This is a genomic window from Halopelagius fulvigenes (assembly GCF_055398025.1).
This window is the reverse complement of the sequence record NZ_AP043846.1, coordinates 437,734-454,285: the sequence shown is the minus strand read 5'-3', so window position 1 is coordinate 454,285 and position 16,552 is coordinate 437,734. Positions and strand designations below refer to the sequence as shown.

The 16,552-nt window shown below is 67.1% G+C and carries 18 protein-coding genes and 1 tRNA gene; 10 read left to right on the top strand and 9 right to left on the bottom strand.

The annotated features are described in order from the left end of the window. Positions 1–91: 91 nt before the first annotated feature. From ACZ522_RS06710 to ACZ522_RS06700, 3 genes are all read right to left on the bottom strand, one after another. Positions 92–1,792, bottom strand: a complete 1,701-nt coding sequence (locus ACZ522_RS06710) for a BCCT family transporter (protein ID WP_379693684.1) — start codon at positions 1,790–1,792, stop codon at positions 92–94. 267 nt (positions 1,793–2,059) lie between these two features. Next, positions 2,060–3,001, bottom strand: a complete 942-nt coding sequence (ddh, locus tag ACZ522_RS06705; RefSeq protein WP_379693687.1) for a D-2-hydroxyacid dehydrogenase — start codon at positions 2,999–3,001, stop codon at positions 2,060–2,062. Positions 3,002–3,076: 75 nt separating this feature from the next. Beyond that, on the bottom strand, positions 3,077–3,535 hold the full coding sequence (locus ACZ522_RS06700; protein ID WP_379693690.1) for an acyl-CoA thioesterase: 459 nt from the start codon (positions 3,533–3,535) through the stop codon (positions 3,077–3,079). 188 nt (positions 3,536–3,723) lie between these two features. Between ACZ522_RS06700 and ACZ522_RS06695 the strand changes: the two genes are divergently transcribed. The 4 genes from ACZ522_RS06695 (at position 3,724) to ACZ522_RS06680 (ending at position 5,014) form a co-directional block, all read left to right on the top strand. Then, a complete protein-coding gene (locus ACZ522_RS06695) occupies positions 3,724–3,969 on the top strand; it encodes a glutaredoxin family protein (protein WP_379693693.1) in 246 nt (81 codons plus the stop codon). After that, positions 3,966–4,499 carry a cob(I)yrinic acid a,c-diamide adenosyltransferase gene (locus ACZ522_RS06690; RefSeq protein ID WP_379693697.1) on the top strand — a complete coding sequence of 178 codons (534 nt, stop codon included), beginning with the start codon at positions 3,966–3,968 and terminating at the stop codon, positions 4,497–4,499. The genes ACZ522_RS06695 and ACZ522_RS06690 overlap by 4 nt, the downstream gene beginning before the upstream one ends. Before the next feature lie 109 nt (positions 4,500–4,608). Next, positions 4,609–4,881, top strand: a complete 273-nt coding sequence (locus tag ACZ522_RS06685) for a DUF7553 family protein (protein WP_379693700.1) — start codon at positions 4,609–4,611, stop codon at positions 4,879–4,881. A 58-nt stretch (positions 4,882–4,939) separates the two neighbouring features. After that, positions 4,940–5,014, top strand: a tRNA-Val gene (locus ACZ522_RS06680). 58 nt (positions 5,015–5,072) lie between these two features. Here ACZ522_RS06680 and sfsA read toward each other — a convergent pair. After that, positions 5,073–5,786: a DNA/RNA nuclease SfsA gene (gene sfsA / locus ACZ522_RS06675; RefSeq protein WP_379693703.1), complete on the bottom strand. Its 714-nt coding sequence runs from the start codon at positions 5,784–5,786 to the stop codon at positions 5,073–5,075. A 203-nt stretch (positions 5,787–5,989) separates the two neighbouring features. Between sfsA and ACZ522_RS06670 the strand changes: the two genes are divergently transcribed. Both ACZ522_RS06670 and ACZ522_RS06665 read left to right on the top strand, forming a co-directional pair. Next, positions 5,990–6,346, top strand: coding sequence for a DUF7344 domain-containing protein (locus ACZ522_RS06670; RefSeq protein WP_379693706.1), 357 nt, complete (start codon positions 5,990–5,992; stop codon positions 6,344–6,346). 233 nt (positions 6,347–6,579) lie between these two features. Then, positions 6,580–7,077, top strand: a complete 498-nt coding sequence (locus tag ACZ522_RS06665) for a YciE/YciF ferroxidase family protein (protein ID WP_379693708.1) — start codon at positions 6,580–6,582, stop codon at positions 7,075–7,077. 101 nt (positions 7,078–7,178) lie between these two features. On the opposite strand, the gene ACZ522_RS06660 is transcribed toward ACZ522_RS06665, so the two are convergent. Continuing rightward, positions 7,179–7,892, bottom strand: coding sequence for a hypothetical protein (locus tag ACZ522_RS06660; protein ID WP_379693711.1), 714 nt, complete (start codon positions 7,890–7,892; stop codon positions 7,179–7,181). A gap of 135 nt (positions 7,893–8,027) precedes the next feature. Between ACZ522_RS06660 and ACZ522_RS06655 the strand changes: the two genes are divergently transcribed. After that, complete coding sequence (locus ACZ522_RS06655; protein ID WP_379693714.1) at positions 8,028–8,756, top strand: helix-turn-helix domain-containing protein; 729 nt, start codon at positions 8,028–8,030, stop codon at positions 8,754–8,756. Between the two features lie 39 nt (positions 8,757–8,795). On the opposite strand, the gene ACZ522_RS06650 is transcribed toward ACZ522_RS06655, so the two are convergent. After that, positions 8,796–9,122: a DUF7344 domain-containing protein gene (locus ACZ522_RS06650; RefSeq protein WP_379693717.1), complete on the bottom strand. Its 327-nt coding sequence runs from the start codon at positions 9,120–9,122 to the stop codon at positions 8,796–8,798. Positions 9,123–9,511: 389 nt separating this feature from the next. Between ACZ522_RS06650 and ACZ522_RS06645 the strand changes: the two genes are divergently transcribed. The 3 genes from ACZ522_RS06645 to ACZ522_RS06635 all read left to right on the top strand — a co-directional run bounded on the left by ACZ522_RS06645 (position 9,512) and on the right by ACZ522_RS06635 (position 13,364). Further along, positions 9,512–10,921, top strand: coding sequence for an APC family permease (locus tag ACZ522_RS06645; RefSeq protein ID WP_379693719.1), 1,410 nt, complete (start codon positions 9,512–9,514; stop codon positions 10,919–10,921). Then, entirely contained in the window at positions 10,914–12,167 is a 1,254-nt protein-coding gene (locus ACZ522_RS06640; protein ID WP_379693721.1) for a M20 family metallopeptidase, read from the top strand. The genes ACZ522_RS06645 and ACZ522_RS06640 overlap by 8 nt, the downstream gene beginning before the upstream one ends. 111 nt (positions 12,168–12,278) lie before the next feature. Next, on the top strand, positions 12,279–13,364 hold the full coding sequence (locus tag ACZ522_RS06635; protein WP_379693723.1) for a DNA-methyltransferase: 1,086 nt from the start codon (positions 12,279–12,281) through the stop codon (positions 13,362–13,364). A gap of 34 nt (positions 13,365–13,398) precedes the next feature. Here ACZ522_RS06635 and ACZ522_RS06630 read toward each other — a convergent pair whose 3' ends face one another. The 3 genes from ACZ522_RS06630 to ACZ522_RS06620 form a co-directional block, all read right to left on the bottom strand. Next, positions 13,399–14,736, bottom strand: a complete 1,338-nt coding sequence (locus tag ACZ522_RS06630; protein ID WP_379693725.1) for a 5'-deoxyadenosine deaminase — start codon at positions 14,734–14,736, stop codon at positions 13,399–13,401. Positions 14,737–14,826: 90 nt separating this feature from the next. Then, complete coding sequence (locus ACZ522_RS06625; protein WP_379693727.1) at positions 14,827–16,254, bottom strand: hypothetical protein; 1,428 nt, start codon at positions 16,252–16,254, stop codon at positions 14,827–14,829. Continuing rightward, a complete protein-coding gene (locus ACZ522_RS06620) occupies positions 16,238–16,519 on the bottom strand; it encodes a DNA-binding protein (RefSeq protein WP_379693729.1) in 282 nt (93 codons plus the stop codon). The genes ACZ522_RS06625 and ACZ522_RS06620 overlap by 17 nt, the downstream gene beginning before the upstream one ends. Positions 16,520–16,552: the final 33 nt, after the last annotated feature.

Below are 16,552 nucleotides of genomic sequence, written 5' to 3'. Positions count from 1 at the left end.
TGCTGATACGACGTCCCGATTTCTCCCGGAGCGCGGACGGTACGGCGGTCGGATCGGAGAACCGGACCGTCGGCCGGGGAGGCGGGGAGCATCAGTCGTCGTCCGACTCGGCGGTCCCGCCGGCGCCCGGAGGTTCGGGTTCGGACTTCCGACTCGCTCCGAAGAGGACGGTCTCGTCCTGGAGGAGCACGCGGCCGTAGTTCGAGCCGAAGTCCTTGATGAGAGAGAGCATCGCGAGGAAGCAGACGAAGGCGAAGGGCGTGCCGGTGATGATGGCCGCCTGTTGGAGGGTGTTCGCGCTGCCGGTGCCGCCGAGTATCATCAGGATGGCCGCCGTCAGACCGAGGACGACCCCCCAGAAGATTCGGTTGATGGTCGAGGGGCGGGCCTTCCCACCGGTGGTCATCATCGAGACGGCCAGCGTCGAGGAGTCCGCCGAGGTGACGAAGAACGTCGTCACGAGGATCAGGAACATGTACATCAGGACGGTCCCGATCGGTATCGTTACCGAGGACCCGCCGACGTTCAGCGTGAACTGCAACGCCTCGAAGAGGATGAAGCCGGCGACTTCCGGGCCGACGTTACCGGAGATCACCTCGCTGAAGTCGGCGATGCCGTTGTGCTGCGCCCACACGGCGGTCCCGCCGACGAACGTGAACCACGGGATGGTCGCCCCGGAGGTCGCGACGATGCCGGTGAACGCCACCTCGCGGACGGTGCGACCCTTGGAGATGCGGGCGATGAACAGGCCCGCGAACGGCGACCACGAGAGCGCCCACGCCCAGTAGAAGACGGTCCACGTGTTCATCCAGTTCGTGGCCGTCGGGTTACCGGACCCGAACGGACCGGCGCCGGTGAAGAGACTCATCATGACGAAGTCGTCGATCATGCCGGCGAACGCTTGCGTGCCGAGCAGGATGAGAAACAGCGTCGGGCCGGCGACGAACGTCGCGAGCATGAGGACCACGAAGAGGATCATGTTGAAGTTCGAGAGCCGACGGATCCCCTTGTCGACGCCGAGCACCATCGAGGTCGTAAACAGCAGCGTCATGAAGGTCACTACGAGGAGGATGCCGAGGTTCCCCATGCTGATCCCCCACTGGTAGTCTAACCCGGTGATGAACTGGCTCCCGATGAAGCCGAGCGACGTGGCGACGCCGCCGATGGTCGCGAAGACGGCGAGGATGTCGATGACCTTCGCGAACGGTCCGTCGAGGTTGTCCGCCCCGATGATCGGCGTCAGCGCCGAAGAGACGCGCAGCGGCACGTTCTCGTAGTTGTACGCGAAGTAGCCGATGGCGATTCCCATGATGGTGAACACCGCGAGTTGCGGTAACGCCCAGTGAAACAGGGTCTGCTGGACGGCGACGGTCATCGCCTCGGCGGAGCCGCCCTGTACGTTTTCGAACAGCGGCGAGGGGTTCGCGTAGTAGAACAGCGCCTCGGTCGGCCCCCAGAACACGACGCCGGCGGCGAAGCCCGCGGAGTACAGCATCGCGAAGAACGACAGGAAACTGTACTCCGGCGACGAGTCGCCCAACTTGATCGACCCCCACGGGCCGACGATGAGAAACAGGAGGAAGACGACGACGAGGAACACGATCAACAGGAGCGCCCAGTTGAACGCGCTGAGCATCGAACTGTTCAGCGACGAAATCCCGTTCTCGACGGTGCTCGGACTGAGGAAGAACGCGAGGATGACGCCGACCGTAAGCAGCGCGCCGAACAGGAAGACCGTCCGGTCTATCTCTTCGAGGAACTCGTCGAGCACCCCTCCCTCGGCGTCGCTCATCCCTCTTCACCCCCCGGAATCGGACGACGGTACGGCGTGCGAGCGGAACCCCGTCGACCGTTATCCGTGATATGTGTAACCATGACAATTGCCACTGTAGAGTGAACAATAAATGTTTCTCAGCCGAACCATCATATACAGATTACGTTTAGACGCGTCCTCGCCGGCTCCGACCGGAGCGGCGTCGGTTCCGGGGAGCGTCGGTCGGGCCGTCTGCGTCGCCCCGGCGGGTTCGCGTGCGGGAGTGCGCGAGCGAGGGCGGACCGCTCAGACGACGAGGTTGGTCAGGGAGTCGCCCGCCTCGCGCCGGCGGACGTTCTCGCGGACGAGCGCCGCGATTCGGTCTGCGTAATCGACCGTCGCGGCGGCGGCGTGCGGGGTGACGACGACGTTCTCCATCTCCCAGAGCGGCGAGTCCTTCGGGAGGGGTTCCTCCGCGAACACGTCGAGGCCCGCGCCGGCGATGTCGCCCGACCGGAGGGCCTCGACGAGGGCCGGTTGGTCCACGACGCCGCCCCGCGCGACGTTGACGAGGTAGGCGTCCTCCCGCATCGCGTCGAGTTCCGCCGCGCCGAGTAGCCCCTCCGTCTCGTCGGTCAAGGGGACGGTGAGGGCGACGAACCGAGCGTCGGATATCGCTCCGACCAACTCGTCGGGGGTGTACACCTCCGAGACGTGCTCGACGGGCGTCGGCGTCCGCCGGACGCCTGCGACGTCCATCCCGAGGGCGTCCGCGCGGCGGGCGACGCCCAGACCGAGCGTTCCGAGTCCGACGACGCAGACGGACTCGCCGTTCAGGGTGAACGCCTCGTCCCACGTCGGCGGGTTCCACGCCTTGTCGGCTTGGTCGCTCCGGTAGCGGTGGAGGCGGCGCGCGAACTGGAGCATGAACCCCAGCGCCGTCTCGCCGACCGAGTCGCCGTGGAGGCCGGTGCTGTTCGTCAGTCGCACCCCGCGTTCGCGGAGGGCGTCCAGCGGAAACTCGTCGTACCCGGCGCGGACGCAGTGTATCCAATCGAGGTCTGCCTCCAGAAACCCCGGTTCGTAGCCGAACGAGACGACGGCGTCGAAGTCGCCGGCGTCACCGGACGCAGTCCCTTCGGCGACGTCGTCGCTCACCTCGACGTCCAACTCCGAGAGGAGCGACTGCAACTTCTCCGGCGGGAAGATTCGCTCGACGGACGAGTGGATGGCGACTCGCGTTGGCATGGGGGTCAGTTCCACCGGACGGGCAAAAACGGTTCGTGACGCGGCGAGGGCGTCGGAGGACGCGCCGTCGCCGCCTCAGGCCGTCTGAGCGGCGTCCTCTCGTTCGTCGGTCACGGCCTCCTCGCGGAGTTTCCGGGACCGCTCCGAGGAGACGCTCAGGTCGGGAACCTCCGTCGGGTCGCCCGCCTCGTCGATGGCGACGTAGACGAAGTACGACTCCGTCGTCAGTTCCCTCTCGCCCGTGAGGGGGTCCTCCCGGAAGACGCGGAGGCGGACCTTGACGCTCGTCGTCCCGGCATCGTAGACGTACGCTTCGATGAGTGCCGTGTCGCCGCGCGGGATGGGCCGGTGGAAATCGACGCCCTCCATCCGGGCGGTGACGCACGTCTCGCCCGAGAACCGCATCGCGGACATCGCTCCCACCTCGTCCATCCACTTCATCACGTTGCCCCCGTGGGCCATGTCGTAGTTGTTCGTGTCGTCCGGTTGGACCAACACTCGGTTCTCGATGTACGTCTCCTCCAGATCGACCATACACTCGCTACCGAGACGCGCCGAATAACGCTTCTGTCACGTCGTCGTATCGTGGTCAGTCGATTGTGAGGGACTCGCGGGGGTTCGTCACCGGTCCGTTCGACTCGCGCCGCGGTCCGGTCGCCCCGCGCCCGGTCCGCCTCGCCGCCGGCCAAATCTCTTTGCCTCCGCGACCCGAACGGACGGGTATGAGCATCACGCTGTACGCTCTCGACGGGTGTCCGTACTGCGAGAAGGTCCACGACGCCCTCGAAGCGGGGGACGTGGAGTACGAGACGGAGTGGGTGGAAGCGCTCCACTCCGAACGGAACGAGGTCAAGCGCGTCAGCGGTCAGCGCTCGGTTCCGGTGCTCGTAGACGACGAACGCGGCGTGACGATGAACGAGAGCGACAACATCCTCCGGTACGTCGAGGAGACGTTGGCGGCCACATGAAGATATACACCGGCCGCGGCGACGAGGGGATGACCGACCTCCGGGACATGTCCCGGGTGTCGAAGACGAGCGCTCGCATCGAAGCCTACGGGACGGTGGACGAGGCGAATGCCCTCGTCGGCACCGTCCGTCCGACGGGGTACGACGACGTGGACGAGAAACTCGAACGCGTCCAGAACCACCTCCACGTCGTACAGGCGGACCTCGCGAACCCGGACCCAGACGAGGACGCCCCGGTCACCACGGCGGAACACGTCGAGGAACTGGAGTCGTTCATCGACGAGGCCGACGAGGAGTTGGACCAGCTCAACTCCTTCGTCCTCCCGAGCGGGAGCGACGCCGGGTCGAAACTCCACCACGCGCGCGCGGTGACACGCAGGGCGGAGCGTCGGACCGTCGGACTGGCGTCGGAGGAACCTGTGAACGAACAGACCGTCGCATACCTGAACCGCCTCTCGGACGCCCTCTTCACCCTCGCGCGCCTCGTGAACAAACGCGACGGCGTCCGCGAGGACGCCCCGACGTACTGAACTCCCGTCCCCGTTCTTCCGCTCATCGCCCGACAGCGCTCCGCTACCACGTCAGAACATTGTCTCGACCGACACAATCCTTTTATCTGTTGCTTGCCTATGGTCAGATATGAACAAGCACTTCGAAGACGCTTGGTACTACCTCCGACGCGCGGGCGAACACCTCTCCGTCGGCATCCGAGAGGAGGCCGAACCGGTCGAACGACGCGTCCGCAAGATGCTCGGACGCGAGAAGGCCGAGGAGGTGCCCCCGTCGGGACGGCAGCGTCTGGAAGCCGAACTCCGCCGCCGGACGCCGCGACGCGTCGAAGTCGGCGGGAAGAAGGCGATGCGCCGCGCCCAGAGCGGTATCCGACGCTACCGCGGCGGGTCCGCGGAGTAAGCCGAATCGAACCGAAGAAGAACGTTTAAGTCTCGGCCCGGGATAGGATTTCGTACGCGGGTTGGTGGTCTAGCCCGGTTATGACGGCTCCTTCACACGGAGCAGGCCGGCGGTTCGAATCCGCCCCAACCCACTTCTCTTCGACACCTGCTACTCTCCGAGTCGGCACTCGATCCTCAGCGCACCCCTTCTCAATCGAGTTCGACGGGCAGATCGTCGTTCCGAAGCCGGTAGTGCGGCGGTTCGAACGCGGTCGTCACGGCGTGAACGCCGACCCCGGCGTCCCGTACGCGTGCGAGTAAGTCGGCGAACTCCGGGTCCACCTCGCGGTACGGGCGGAAGCGTTCGACGTCGGGCCGTTGGACGACGAACACGACGTGCGTCTCGTACCCGTCCTCGCGGAGGGTTTCGAGGCTGCGGAGGTGGCGACGGCCGCGTTCGGTTTGTCGGTCGGGGAACTCGGCGACGCCGTCCTCGACGTGCGTGCAGGATTTGACCTCCACGTAGGCCGCCTCACCACCCGGCGTATCGAGGAGGAAGTCCGTTCGGCCGTGCTCCGGGAGCGAGGGCTCCCGTTTCCGGGTGGTGTACCCGGCGAACGCCGGTATCGCGTCGCGGGCGAGTGCGCGCTCGAAGAGGTCGTTCGCTAACGCGGTGCGGACGCTCACGTACACCCCGTCGACGGCGACGGCGATGGCGTCGTAGTCCGTCGCCCTGTCGGGGTCGTCCACCGGCGAGCAGAGAATTTCGCGTCCCGGTTCGACCGTGCCTTCGAGGGCTCCGGGGTCGCCGAGGAACGCGCGTTCGGGCGCGTCGTCGAAGCGGACGCAGACGACGAAGCGGTTCGGGCGGTCCACGACCGTTCCCGTCAGTAGGTCCTCGTCGAGGGTGAGAAGCGGATCCATGCGAGTTACCGGATGTACCACCGGACGACTCTTCGACCTTTGGAACTCCGGGTCGAACTCCGTCCCGGACCCCGAGTGAGCCGTCCTCTCCGACGGTCCCCCGCGTTCGGAGACGCCTCGAACTGACAGACGGATGTCGGTTCTCAACACATTTAGGTAGAACACTCTGGGGGGAAGAGGACGCTCCTCGAAGTAGAAACGAAATGGCAGCAACAGAAGGCGGAAGTCCGTTCGACGGGACGCTCGACGACTACTTCGCCGTGCTCGGGGAGAAACACCGGGACGCCGTCGTCGAAATCCTCGCGGATGAAGACCGTTCGGTGCACCTGCTAGCGTTGGCCGAACGAGTCGCCGCGGAGACGCGGGACGTTTCGCTCGACGACCTGACCCCGAAGGAGGTCCAACGCGTGGAGCTGTCGCTACACCACAACCACCTGCCGAAGTTGGACGAGGCGGGCATCGTCGAGTACGCGTCCGAGGAGAAGCGAATCTCGCCGGCGGACGACATCGGAGCGGTCAGCGACCTCGTAGAAGCGGAAGACCCGCTTTCGGCTTTCTGAAGCCTCTCGACCGCGTAACCGTCGCTTCGACTCGGACGAGTGACCGGGCCACTCCGCTCCGCGTCGGTTCGCACCCCTTCGGCCGGCGTCGCGGACGACAACGTCGAGACTGAAACGCGGGCAGACGAGATATTCTAACTCGACGACCGGTCCTGTCGAATAGGATCGAACCATCCACTCGGTCGGCCAAACGGTTTACGGACGTACGACGCCCTGCTTTCGATGGTGATTCTATGAGTGCCGACAGCCCCAACAAAGTGTTCAAGAGCGAACTGCAGGACATGTACAGCGCCGAACAGCAGATTCTGAACGCGTTGGAGGAGATGTCCGAAGAGGTGGAGAACGAGGAGCTCCGGGAGGCGTTCTCCCAACACCGCGAGCAGACCCAAGGGCAGATAGACAGACTCGAACAGGTGTTCGAGAAGGTCGGAATGGAACCCGAGGCCGACGAGTGCAAGGCCATAGGGGGCCTCATCGAGGAACACGAGGAGTTCACCCAGAAGGACCCCTCCACGTCCGAACTCGAAGTCTTCGACAACGTCTCGGCCCAGAAGGTCGAACACTACGAGATCGCCTCGTACGGAAGCCTCGCTAAACTCGCCGACCAACTCGGGATGGACGACGCCGGCGACCTCCTCCACGAGACGCTCGAAGAGGAGGAGCAGACGCTCAACAAGCTGGTCAATCTGGCGAACGACTACGACTACAGCCAGCTGCAGGGCGAGGCCTAACTCCACCCTTCGGACGGTTACGACGAGACGACGCGTACTGTCCACACCCCGCGCTATTTTACGCCGAATCGGAGTCCACAGCGTCGAACCCCGTCCGAGGATCAGTCGCCGTCGAACGGCCGGGCGTCGGCGAGGTCGAACAGGTGGACGATGTCCTCTCGGCCGTAGTGGTCCAACAGGTCGCGCAGGGCGCGGAACGTCAGCGTCTCCGTCGCGCCCGCGTCCGCGAGGGCGACGTATCGCTCGCCGAAGACGGGGACGTCCGCGTTGAGTACCTTCCGGAAGCCCCGGTACTTCGACGGCCGCACCTCGTCGAGGTCGATGCCGTGTTCGTACGCCGCCCAGCGGGTCTCCTCGGGTTCGATACCGACGCGCCCGCAGGCGTCTTCGAGGCGGGTGTACCCGCCGAAGGCGTCCCACGCGTCCGGTTGCACGTCGTCGTGTGCCAGTTCGTCTTCGAGCAACCGCGCGAGTCTCGACGCTGCCCCCGCGTCGCCGTCGCAGGCCGCTCTCGCCCGTTCGAGGCGGCCGAGAAGTTGCGGGCGGTCGAACGATTCGCCTCCGTACGTGAGGTATCGGTCCCCCTCGCGCGCGTCGATCCACTCGGCGACGCGTCCGCAGAGGGCGAGTTCGTCCGCGGCGGAGTCGGCGGTCCGAAAGAGCATCTCCGTCTCCTGGTTTCCCGTCGGCGACTCGTACCCGAGTACGACCGCGAGGAGCTCGAAGTACTGCGGGTCGCCGAAGTCCGGGGGCTTCTCGTAGCGGTCGAGCGTCGGACTCACCGTCTCGATGTCGATGGCGAACCGTCCTGTCATCCGTCGCGTACCTCGGATTCGAACGAGAAGTACGATGTGATTTCGCCGGGACGACTCGCCCGCCGCCGACCGGCCGAGAGCGGTCGAAAACTGTGAGGAAACGTTTTTCCGCTGCCTCCCGTGGTACGGGACGTAATGGCGACACAGGGAGAGGACGCCGAGGGCGGGGGGCGGGCCGAACGGGGGGTTCGCGTCACGCTCGATATCTGGCACCCCGACTGCTGGACGCTGGAGGTGACCGAGAGGACGGACGCGGGACTCCTCGGCCACGGCGTCCACAGCATCGACGGGACGGCGACGGGGCGATTCACGGCGTACGCCGATACGAGGGACGAACTCGACGCGTTGGTGGGCGCGGTACGCGACTCCGAACTCACCGAGTCGGTGTGGGAGACGGACGAAGAGACGGCCGCGGGCGCGGAGACGCCGGTGACGGGGAGTGCGACGCGCGGACTCGTCGTCCGGTACGCCCTCTCGAACAGCATCAACGACGCCCTCGTCTCGCGGGGGTTCATCCCGGACGAACCGGTTCGGATGCAGGACGGCCGCGAACGGTGGACCGTCCTCGTCCAAGAGACGCGCCGAACCGTCCACGACAGGTTGGAGGAGGTCCGCGAGGAGATGGACGCCGACGTCCGCGTCGAACTCATCACCGCGCCCGAGGACGGGACGGGGATGTTCCGGACGGACGCCCTCTCGGAACGGCAACGCGAGGTGTACCGACTCGCGCGCAGGCGGGGGTACTACACGTGGCCGCGGGAGGTGTCGGCGGGCGAACTCGCCGCGGAGGCGGGCGTCTCGAAGGCGACGTTGCTCGAACACCTCCGGAAGGCCGAGTCGAAACTCCTCGGGGACGTTGACTGACTCCCGGTCGTACCACCTGTCCCGTTCGACGCCGTCGCGTCAGGACCCGGACCGCCGGGAGAGCGTTTCGACTTCCTCCAGCAGTGTCTTCGAGGCGACACCGTCCAGATACCGGACCGTACTGCTCCTCGCATCGTACTCGACGATACCGACGTCGTCTAAGCGAGGGAGCGCCGAGTGGTGCAGTTGGACGGCGGTCGCCCCTAAATCGGCCTCTACCTCGACCTCGTGCGCGAGGTCGGCCACCGTAGCGGCGTTCTCGGACGCGTCTCGGAAGTGGAAGATGACGCTGCGACAGTACTGATCCGCGAGCACGGTGAGAAGCCGGTCTAACTCGTCGGCGTCGAGCGATTGTCTGGAAGCCATGTAGTGGAGCACCTCTCACAGTATCCGTCTGAACTGTGTATGCGGCCAGCGTGGGAATCGCCGGAAGAGACGACAGCGTACGTCTCTAAATCGCGCACCGTAACCGGCGTGGACGCATACTATGTAATCTCGATTACTGTACTTCGTCTCGGGCGGGCTGGACTGATAATGGTAATCTTCACCCGCATTTTCATAGATAGTCCGTTCGATACGTCCAGCAGACGACGGTTGTCCTCTCACTATCGCGAGTAACGAAACTCCCCACTACTGCAACGTCGGTCGGGGCGCAGTCCTGTAACGGAGCGTAATCGGAGGACGACGCGCGCCCCGCGCCCGCCCTCTCATACTAGGGAGGGTCGCTATACGGGAGCAGATTGAGACGAAGTAGCATGTCATCTGTTGACGTAAACGACGGGCGGAGTCTCAAGCGGAACATGGGGCTGTTCGGCGCACTCAGCACCGTCGTGGCGGGCACCCTCGGGGCGGGGTTGTTCGTCACGCTGGGGACGGCGAGTGCGACGACGGGACCGAGCGTCATCTTGGTCGTCGCCCTCTCGGGCATCCTCGCCATGAGCATCGCGCTCAACTACGGGTGGGTCGCCACCATCTTTCCGGGGGCCGCGGGGTCGTACGCGTACGTCTCGCGGACGTTCGAGAACCGGCTTCCGGGCTTCATCGTCACGTGGTCGAAGTGGCTCGGGTACATGGCGGCTGACGCCGCACTCGCCATCGGGTTCGGGTCGTACCTGCAGGTGTTCTACCCGGCGGTGGACCCGACGCTCGCCGGGTTCGGTCTCCTGACCGTCCTCTTTCTGGTCAACCTCGTCGGGACGAAGGGGTACACCGTCTCGCAGAACGCCATCTTCGCCGTCCTCATCCTCTCCATCCTCGTGTTGGTGATTCCGGGGTCGTTCAGCGTCGAACCCGCGAACTACCAGCCGTTCTTCACCGGCGGGTTCGACGGGTTCGTCGGCGCGGCGGTGCCGCTGTTCTACGCGTACATCGGCATCGCCGTCGCCGGGCAGATGGGCGCGGAGGTGAAGAATCCCTCGCGGAACCTCCCGCTCGCGATGGCGGGCGGGACGGCCATCCTCATCGTCCTGTACATGTGGACCTCCGCGGTCATCTACGGCGTCGTCTCCAACTACACCGTGTTGGCGAACTCAGCCCGACCGCTGGCGACGGCGGCGGAGGCGTTCCTCGGCGATAGCGCGACGGCGATAGTCGCGTTCGGCGGCCTGTTGGCCACCGCCTCCAGCGTCCACGCGGTGATGGCGGCGGGCATCAAGATGCCGTACTCGTGGGCGTGGGACGAGGTGTTCCCCAAGTGGTTCTCCTCCGTCTCCGACCGGTTCGGCACGCCCCACTGGTCGCTTCTGACCCTCTACGTCGTCGCCTCGGCGCTGACGTTCTGGAGCACCGGCCTGAGTCAGGCCATCGCCATCGCGACGTTCAGCTACCTCATCGCCTACGCCGCCGTCTCCATCACCGTCCTCTACATCCTCTGGACGGACTCCAGACTCGCCGAGAGCGCCGGATTCACCCGCCCGACGCTCCTCTCGGTGACCGGACTCGTCGGCGGACTCGGCTCCGTCGGCCTCCTGACGCAGGCGTATCAGGGGTCGCTCTCCGTCTACGTGCCGTGGGTGGCTATCGGCCTCGTCGTCTTCGGCGTCTTCTGGTACCGCGGGCGGCAGAAGGACGTGGACGTGGAGGCCATCTTGGCGACGCTTCCGGGCGTCCCCTCAGACGAGTACGACCCGCAGGTGCGCGCAAAGGGGGTGACCGACGATGACTGACGGACGCGACGCCCCCGGTTCCGACGCCTCCGAGTCCGACGCGTCGCCGCACCTCGCCGTCGATTACGACGAGACGGTGTCGCTGCTGCAGGACCTCGTGCGGATTCCGAGCCCGTACTTCGAGGAAGACGAGATAAGCGAGTTCGTCTACGGGTGGTTGGACGAACGCGGACTCGACCCCGAGTACCACCGCGTGAGCGAACCCGACATCACCGAGTACGAGGGACGGAACGTCGTCGCGCGACTGGAGGGGTCGGACCCCGACGCGCCGACGCTTCTCCTGAACGCGCACATGGACACCGTCCTCCTCGTTGAGGACTGGGAGGAAGAGCCCACGTCGGGGCGAATCGAGGACGGGAAACTGTACGGGCAGGGGGCCTGCGACATGAAGGGCGGCCTCGCCGCCGTGATGAAGGCGTTCGAGGCACTCGCGGCGTCGGACGCGGAACTCCGCGGCGACGTGCTTCTGACGGCCGTCGTGGACGAGGAGGGACCGTACGGCCTCGGGACGGACCGCCTGATACGGGACGGCTACACCGACGACTGCGACGCGGCCATCGTCACCGAACCCGGCCCGGTTCTGGCGCAGGAGGACATCGAGAACCCCGCCCTCCTCCTCGGCGCGCGCGGGCGATACCTCTACGACATCGAGGTGCGCGGGCAGGCCGCCCACGGGTCGAAACCGAGTGAGGGCGTCAACGCCGTCGTGGACGCCGGGAAGGTGGCCGCCGGACTCGCGGAGATGGAGACGGGGTCGCACCCGAAACTCGGCGACGGGTCGGTCTGTCCGCTCAAGATAGCGGGCGGCAGTCAGACGCTCTCGGTGCCCGAACGCGCCCGGTTGATGGTGGACCGCCACGTCGTCGTCGGCGAGACGGAGGGGGGCGTCCGCGCCGACGCCGAACGCGTCGTCTCCGAACTCGAGTTAGAGAGCGAGGTGGACGTGGGGTTCCGCGAGGCCCCCTCCGACGACATCCGCTACGGCCCGTACGTCACCGACGAGGACCACCCCCTCGTCGGGTCGTTGGCGGCGGCCACCCGCGAGGTGACGGGCGAGGACCCCGCGTACGGCTACTTCTCCAGCGTCGGCGACTTCAACTACCTCGGCGACAGGGCCGGACTCCCGACGGTCATCCTCGGCCCCGACGGCGAGAACATCCACGCCGCGGGCGAGTTCGTCTACCTCGACGACGTGGTGGAAGTGGCGGACGTCGTGACTCGGGCCGCCGCCGACCTGTTGGAGTAGTCGGCGCGTCGGACACACCGCGTCGCCGACCCTCTCTCCTCGCCGCGCCCTCGCGCCGAACCCCGGAACCGGGGACAGACATATTTAATTTCGAAATGTACGGTGGACGCAATGGAGTCGCGCCACCGCGTCGTCGTCGGCGACGCCCGGGAGATGGATGCCGTCGGCGACGACGCCGTCGAACTCGTCGTCACGTCGCCGCCGTACCCGATGATAGAGATGTGGGACGACCAGTTCGCCGAACTCTCGCGGGACGCCGCCGACGCCCTCGCGGCCGGCGACGGGGCCGCCGCCTTCGACGCGATGCACGAGGTGTTGGCGGACGTCTGGCGCGAGGTGAAACGCGTCCTCGTCCCCGGCGGCATCGCCTGCGTCAACGTCGGCGACGCGACGCGGAAGGTGGACGACAGCTTCCGCGTCTACCAGAACCACGCGCGGGTCGTCGAGGCGTTCGCGGACCTCGGTTTCGAACCGCTCCCGGACGTCCTGTGGCGGAAGCCGACCAATAGCGCGGCGAAGTTCATGGGCAGCGGGATGATTCCGCCGAACGCGTACGTCACCCTCGAACACGAGTACGTCCTCGTGTTCCGCAACGGGTCGCGGTCGCGGTCGTTCGACCCCGGCGATTCGGCGCGGTACGAGTCGGCGTACTTCTGGGAGGAACGGAACCGCTGGTTCTCGGACGTGTGGACCGACGTGACGGGGGCCTCACAGCGGATGGCCGGCGCGGGCGACGCCGCCGACGCCTCGGACGACGCCGGTTCGCTCGGCGAGATGCGGGAGCGAAGCGCCGCGTACCCCTTCGAGGTGCCGTACCGCCTGATAAACATGTACTCCGTCTACGGCGACACCGTCCTCGACCCGTTCTGGGGGACCGGAACGACGTCGCTGGCGGCGATGGTCGCCGGTCGGAACTCCGTCGGCGTCGAACTGGAGGCGGGCTTCGCGGACGCGTTCGACCGGCGGGTGGCGAACGCGCCCGCACTCTCCCGAGAGGTGGCGACACGGCGTCTCGACGACCACCGCGAGTTCGTCGCCCGACGCCGCGAGGAGGGCGAGACGTTCGAGTACGAGTCCGAGACGTACGAGTTCCCCGTGACGACGAAACAGGAGCGGTCGCTGACGCTCTACGCCGTGGACGAGGTGACGGAGACGGACGAGGGGTACCGCGCGCGGCACGAACCGGTAGGGCGGTAGGTCGGGTCTCGGCGTCCCCGTCGGTCCGGTCGCTTCACTCGCTTCCGGCCGCGCCGTTCGCCGGGTTCGCGGGGGCCCCGTCGAACTCGACGGACCGGGCGCGCCGCCGTATCTCGTCGGCGTCGCCCGTCTGCAGACCGCCCGCCGCCTCGTCGTACACGACCCGACCGTCCACCATCGTGAACTCCACGTCGTCGCCGTGCGCGCCGAAGACGAGGTGCGAGAGCACGTCGTGAAGCGGCGTCGCGCGCGTCACGTCCGTATCGAGGGCGACGATATCGGCCTTCCACCCCTCGCGGAGTTCGCCGACGCGTTCGAACCCGGCGGCCTTCGCGCCGTTGACCGTCGCCATCTCGAAGATGACCCGCGCGGGCGTCGCCTCCGAGTCGAGGTGTTCGACCTTCTGGAGGAGGCTCGCCTGCCGCATCTCGGTGAACGGGTCGAGCGTGTTGTTGCACGGCGGGCCGTCGTTGCCGAGGGCGACGTTGATACCCCGGTCGAGGTAGTCCACCACGGGCGCGACGCCGGAGGCGAGTTTCATGTTCGAGGAGGGGCAGTAGGTGACGTGCGTCCCCGTCTCAGCGAGCAGTTCGCGCTCTCTCTCGTCGGTCCAGACGCAGTGGGCTAACACGACGTCCTCGCCGGTCAGGCCGACTTCGTGAAGCCACTCGATGTTGCGCATCCCGGTGTCCTCGGCGACGGTTTCGACCTCGTCGCGGTTCTCGCTGGCGTGGGTGTGGATGGTCACGCCGTCGTAGCGGTCGGCGATGTCCCGCGCCCCGCGGAGGCACTCCTCGGTGCAACTGACCGCGAACCGCGGTGTGACGGCGTAGCGAATCCGGCCGTCGCGCGCGCCGTGGTACTTCTCGACGAGTCGTTCCGTCTCGGCGAGGGCTTCCCCGGTGTCCTCGAACAGTCCGTCGGGCGCGCGCTTGTCCATCAGCACCTTGCCGAGGCGTCCGCGGATTCCCATCTCCGCCGCCGCCTCGAACGCCTCGTCGGCGTGGGCCACCGAGAGGTGGTCTACGACCGTCGTCGTTCCGCTCTCCAGCAGTTCGAGGTAGCCCAGTCGCGCCGCCGTCCGCATCCCCTCGGCGTCCAGCGACGCCTCCATCGGGAGGACGTGGTCGAACAGCCAATCGAGGAGCGAGGTGTCGTCCGCGATGCCTCGCCCGAGGCTCTGGACGGAGTGGACGTGCCCGCCAACGAGGCCCGGGAGGAGGAGGTCGAACTCCCGAACCTCGTGGTCGGGGTGGGCGTCTTCGACCGCCGCTCTGTCGCCGACGGCGACGATGCGGTCGTTCTCGACGACGACCGCGCCGTCGTCGTGTACGGTTGTGGAGTCGGCGATGACGGTTCCGGCGAGTAGCATCTTCCCTCACGGTGGTGGGGAGTCCGACTGATATGGGTTCCGACTTCGGGGTCGGCGACTCCGATACGTGTCTTCTCGTCTCCCCCCGCCTCACGGCAGGAACGGCGGCTGCGCCGTCGGTAGCGATATCAACCAGAGGCTCGCGGCGGTGTAGCCCACCATGACGAACACGAACGGGAACTGGCTCCAGATGGCCTGCATCCGACTCGGGAACAGGCGGTAGGCGACGGAGTGAGCCACCCAGACCGCCAGCACGTGGCCGCCGAGGACGAACACGATGTCGAGCGCGCCGAACCACGACGGGAGCGTCAGCACCAGCGGATTCGCCGGGGGCGAGAGCGGCGACCCGACGACGGCGACGAGCGACGGGGCCAACGAGACGAAGAAGCCGAAGTAGTGTGCGAGGTGGTAGCCCGCGGCGATCGCCAGAAGCGGCGGGGTGAACCCGACGGCGAGTTCGTGCGCGGTGCGGTGCGTCCGGAGGCGGTTCGCGGCGGCGCGGGCGGCGAGGAGGTACGCGCCGTAGAACGCCAGGAAGCCGCCGACGAACAGGCCGCCGTAGACGACGAGGGGCGGGACGCCGACGTCGACGGCGGCCCGGACGAACTGCGCCCCCTGCCGCGTCGTCACGAACCCGCTGAAGGTGAGTTCCCAGACGAGGGCGACGGCTATCGCCGCGTCGTCGAGGCCCGTCACGAGGCCGTTCGCGTAGGCGTCGTCGCTCTCGCCGCCGACGAGGCGCATCCCGGGCAGGTGAGCGCGGAGGCGTCCCTCGTCCCACGAGAACGGCGCGACGCGGCCGTAGAACCGGAAGAACACCGAGACGGGGTCCGCGTTCCGGAACCACGCCTCCGCGCCGACGGCGAGGGCCCCCGAGACGGTCAGCGCCGAGTAGGCGACGACGGCCGCGCCCAGCAGTTCCGGTCGCTTCGTGATTCCGGTCGTCGTCTCCACCCACACGAGGCCGAGGAGGCCGACGACGGCGGGCCACCGCCCGAACCGCGCCGGGTAGTCGAGGAAGCCGTTGGGGAGGCGCGCGGCGACGGTTCGCCACGGGTTCAGCGCGGGCCAGACGTTCCCCACGGCGTAGGAGAGCATCGTGAGGCCCGCGCGCAGGCCGGCGAAGACGACGACGACGGCGAAGTTGACCGTCGGCACCTGCGGACCGGTCAGACCGCTGTAGACGACGAGGACGAGGCCGACGAGTCCGAGGAGGTGAAGCGCGACGACGCCGCCGCGGTAGAGCGACCGGACGCCGAAGTCGCGGTGGGTCCGGTGGATGTCGCGGACGAACCGCCGGTCGGTGACGAAACTGGCCAAGAGCGCGGACGCGCCGATGGTCGCGCCGCCGGTGGCGACGTAGAGCCACCGCGGAATCGACAGCGCGTCCCTCGACGCCCCCTGCAGGCCGACGGCCGCGTTGCTGGCCGAGACGCCCTCCGCGACGAGGAGCGTTCCGACGAGGGCGAGACAGCACGCGAGGGCGCGCCCGACGAGTCTGTCACGCGATGAGGGCATAGACGATGAGGAAGCCGAAGTAGAGGAGGACGAGGACGCCCAGCGCGCGGATGCGGAACGAGCGAATCTCCGCCTCCTCTTCGAGGTACGCCTCGCGGTACGATTCTCGCTCCGCCTCCGTCACGTCGGCGGGGTGGCGCACCCCGCGGTGGAGGATGCGGAGTCTGTCCGTCGGGAACGTCCGACCGCACGTTCGGCAGGCGAACTCGTCGGTGCCGGTCGGTTCCTCGGGCGCGTCCGTCGCGGCGTTCGTCGTCTCCGTCATGGGTTGTGGATGTGGTCGTCGGTCGTCGGTCGT

What these genes read in the sequence shown, in the direction of transcription:
- ACZ522_RS06710 (WP_379693684.1), bottom strand. Translation starts at nt 1,792, where the DNA reads ATGAGCGACGCCGAGGGAGGGGTGCTCGACGAGTTCCTCGAAGAGATA.
- ddh (WP_379693687.1), bottom strand. Translation starts at nt 3,001, where the DNA reads ATGCCAACGCGAGTCGCCATCCACTCGTCCGTCGAGCGAATCTTCCCG.
- ACZ522_RS06700 (WP_379693690.1), bottom strand. Translation starts at nt 3,535, where the DNA reads ATGGTCGATCTGGAGGAGACGTACATCGAGAACCGAGTGTTGGTCCAA.
- ACZ522_RS06695 (WP_379693693.1), top strand. Translation starts at nt 3,724, where the DNA reads ATGAGCATCACGCTGTACGCTCTCGACGGGTGTCCGTACTGCGAGAAG.
- ACZ522_RS06690 (WP_379693697.1), top strand. Translation starts at nt 3,966, where the DNA reads ATGAAGATATACACCGGCCGCGGCGACGAGGGGATGACCGACCTCCGG.
- ACZ522_RS06685 (WP_379693700.1), top strand. Translation starts at nt 4,609, where the DNA reads ATGAACAAGCACTTCGAAGACGCTTGGTACTACCTCCGACGCGCGGGC.
- sfsA (WP_379693703.1), bottom strand. Translation starts at nt 5,786, where the DNA reads ATGGATCCGCTTCTCACCCTCGACGAGGACCTACTGACGGGAACGGTC.
- ACZ522_RS06670 (WP_379693706.1), top strand. Translation starts at nt 5,990, where the DNA reads ATGGCAGCAACAGAAGGCGGAAGTCCGTTCGACGGGACGCTCGACGAC.
- ACZ522_RS06665 (WP_379693708.1), top strand. Translation starts at nt 6,580, where the DNA reads ATGAGTGCCGACAGCCCCAACAAAGTGTTCAAGAGCGAACTGCAGGAC.
- ACZ522_RS06660 (WP_379693711.1), bottom strand. Translation starts at nt 7,892, where the DNA reads ATGACAGGACGGTTCGCCATCGACATCGAGACGGTGAGTCCGACGCTC.
- ACZ522_RS06655 (WP_379693714.1), top strand. Translation starts at nt 8,028, where the DNA reads ATGGCGACACAGGGAGAGGACGCCGAGGGCGGGGGGCGGGCCGAACGG.
- ACZ522_RS06650 (WP_379693717.1), bottom strand. Translation starts at nt 9,122, where the DNA reads ATGGCTTCCAGACAATCGCTCGACGCCGACGAGTTAGACCGGCTTCTC.
- ACZ522_RS06645 (WP_379693719.1), top strand. Translation starts at nt 9,512, where the DNA reads ATGTCATCTGTTGACGTAAACGACGGGCGGAGTCTCAAGCGGAACATG.
- ACZ522_RS06640 (WP_379693721.1), top strand. Translation starts at nt 10,914, where the DNA reads ATGACTGACGGACGCGACGCCCCCGGTTCCGACGCCTCCGAGTCCGAC.
- ACZ522_RS06635 (WP_379693723.1), top strand. Translation starts at nt 12,279, where the DNA reads ATGGAGTCGCGCCACCGCGTCGTCGTCGGCGACGCCCGGGAGATGGAT.
- ACZ522_RS06630 (WP_379693725.1), bottom strand. Translation starts at nt 14,736, where the DNA reads ATGCTACTCGCCGGAACCGTCATCGCCGACTCCACAACCGTACACGAC.
- ACZ522_RS06625 (WP_379693727.1), bottom strand. Translation starts at nt 16,254, where the DNA reads ATGCCCTCATCGCGTGACAGACTCGTCGGGCGCGCCCTCGCGTGCTGT.
- ACZ522_RS06620 (WP_379693729.1), bottom strand. Translation starts at nt 16,519, where the DNA reads ATGACGGAGACGACGAACGCCGCGACGGACGCGCCCGAGGAACCGACC.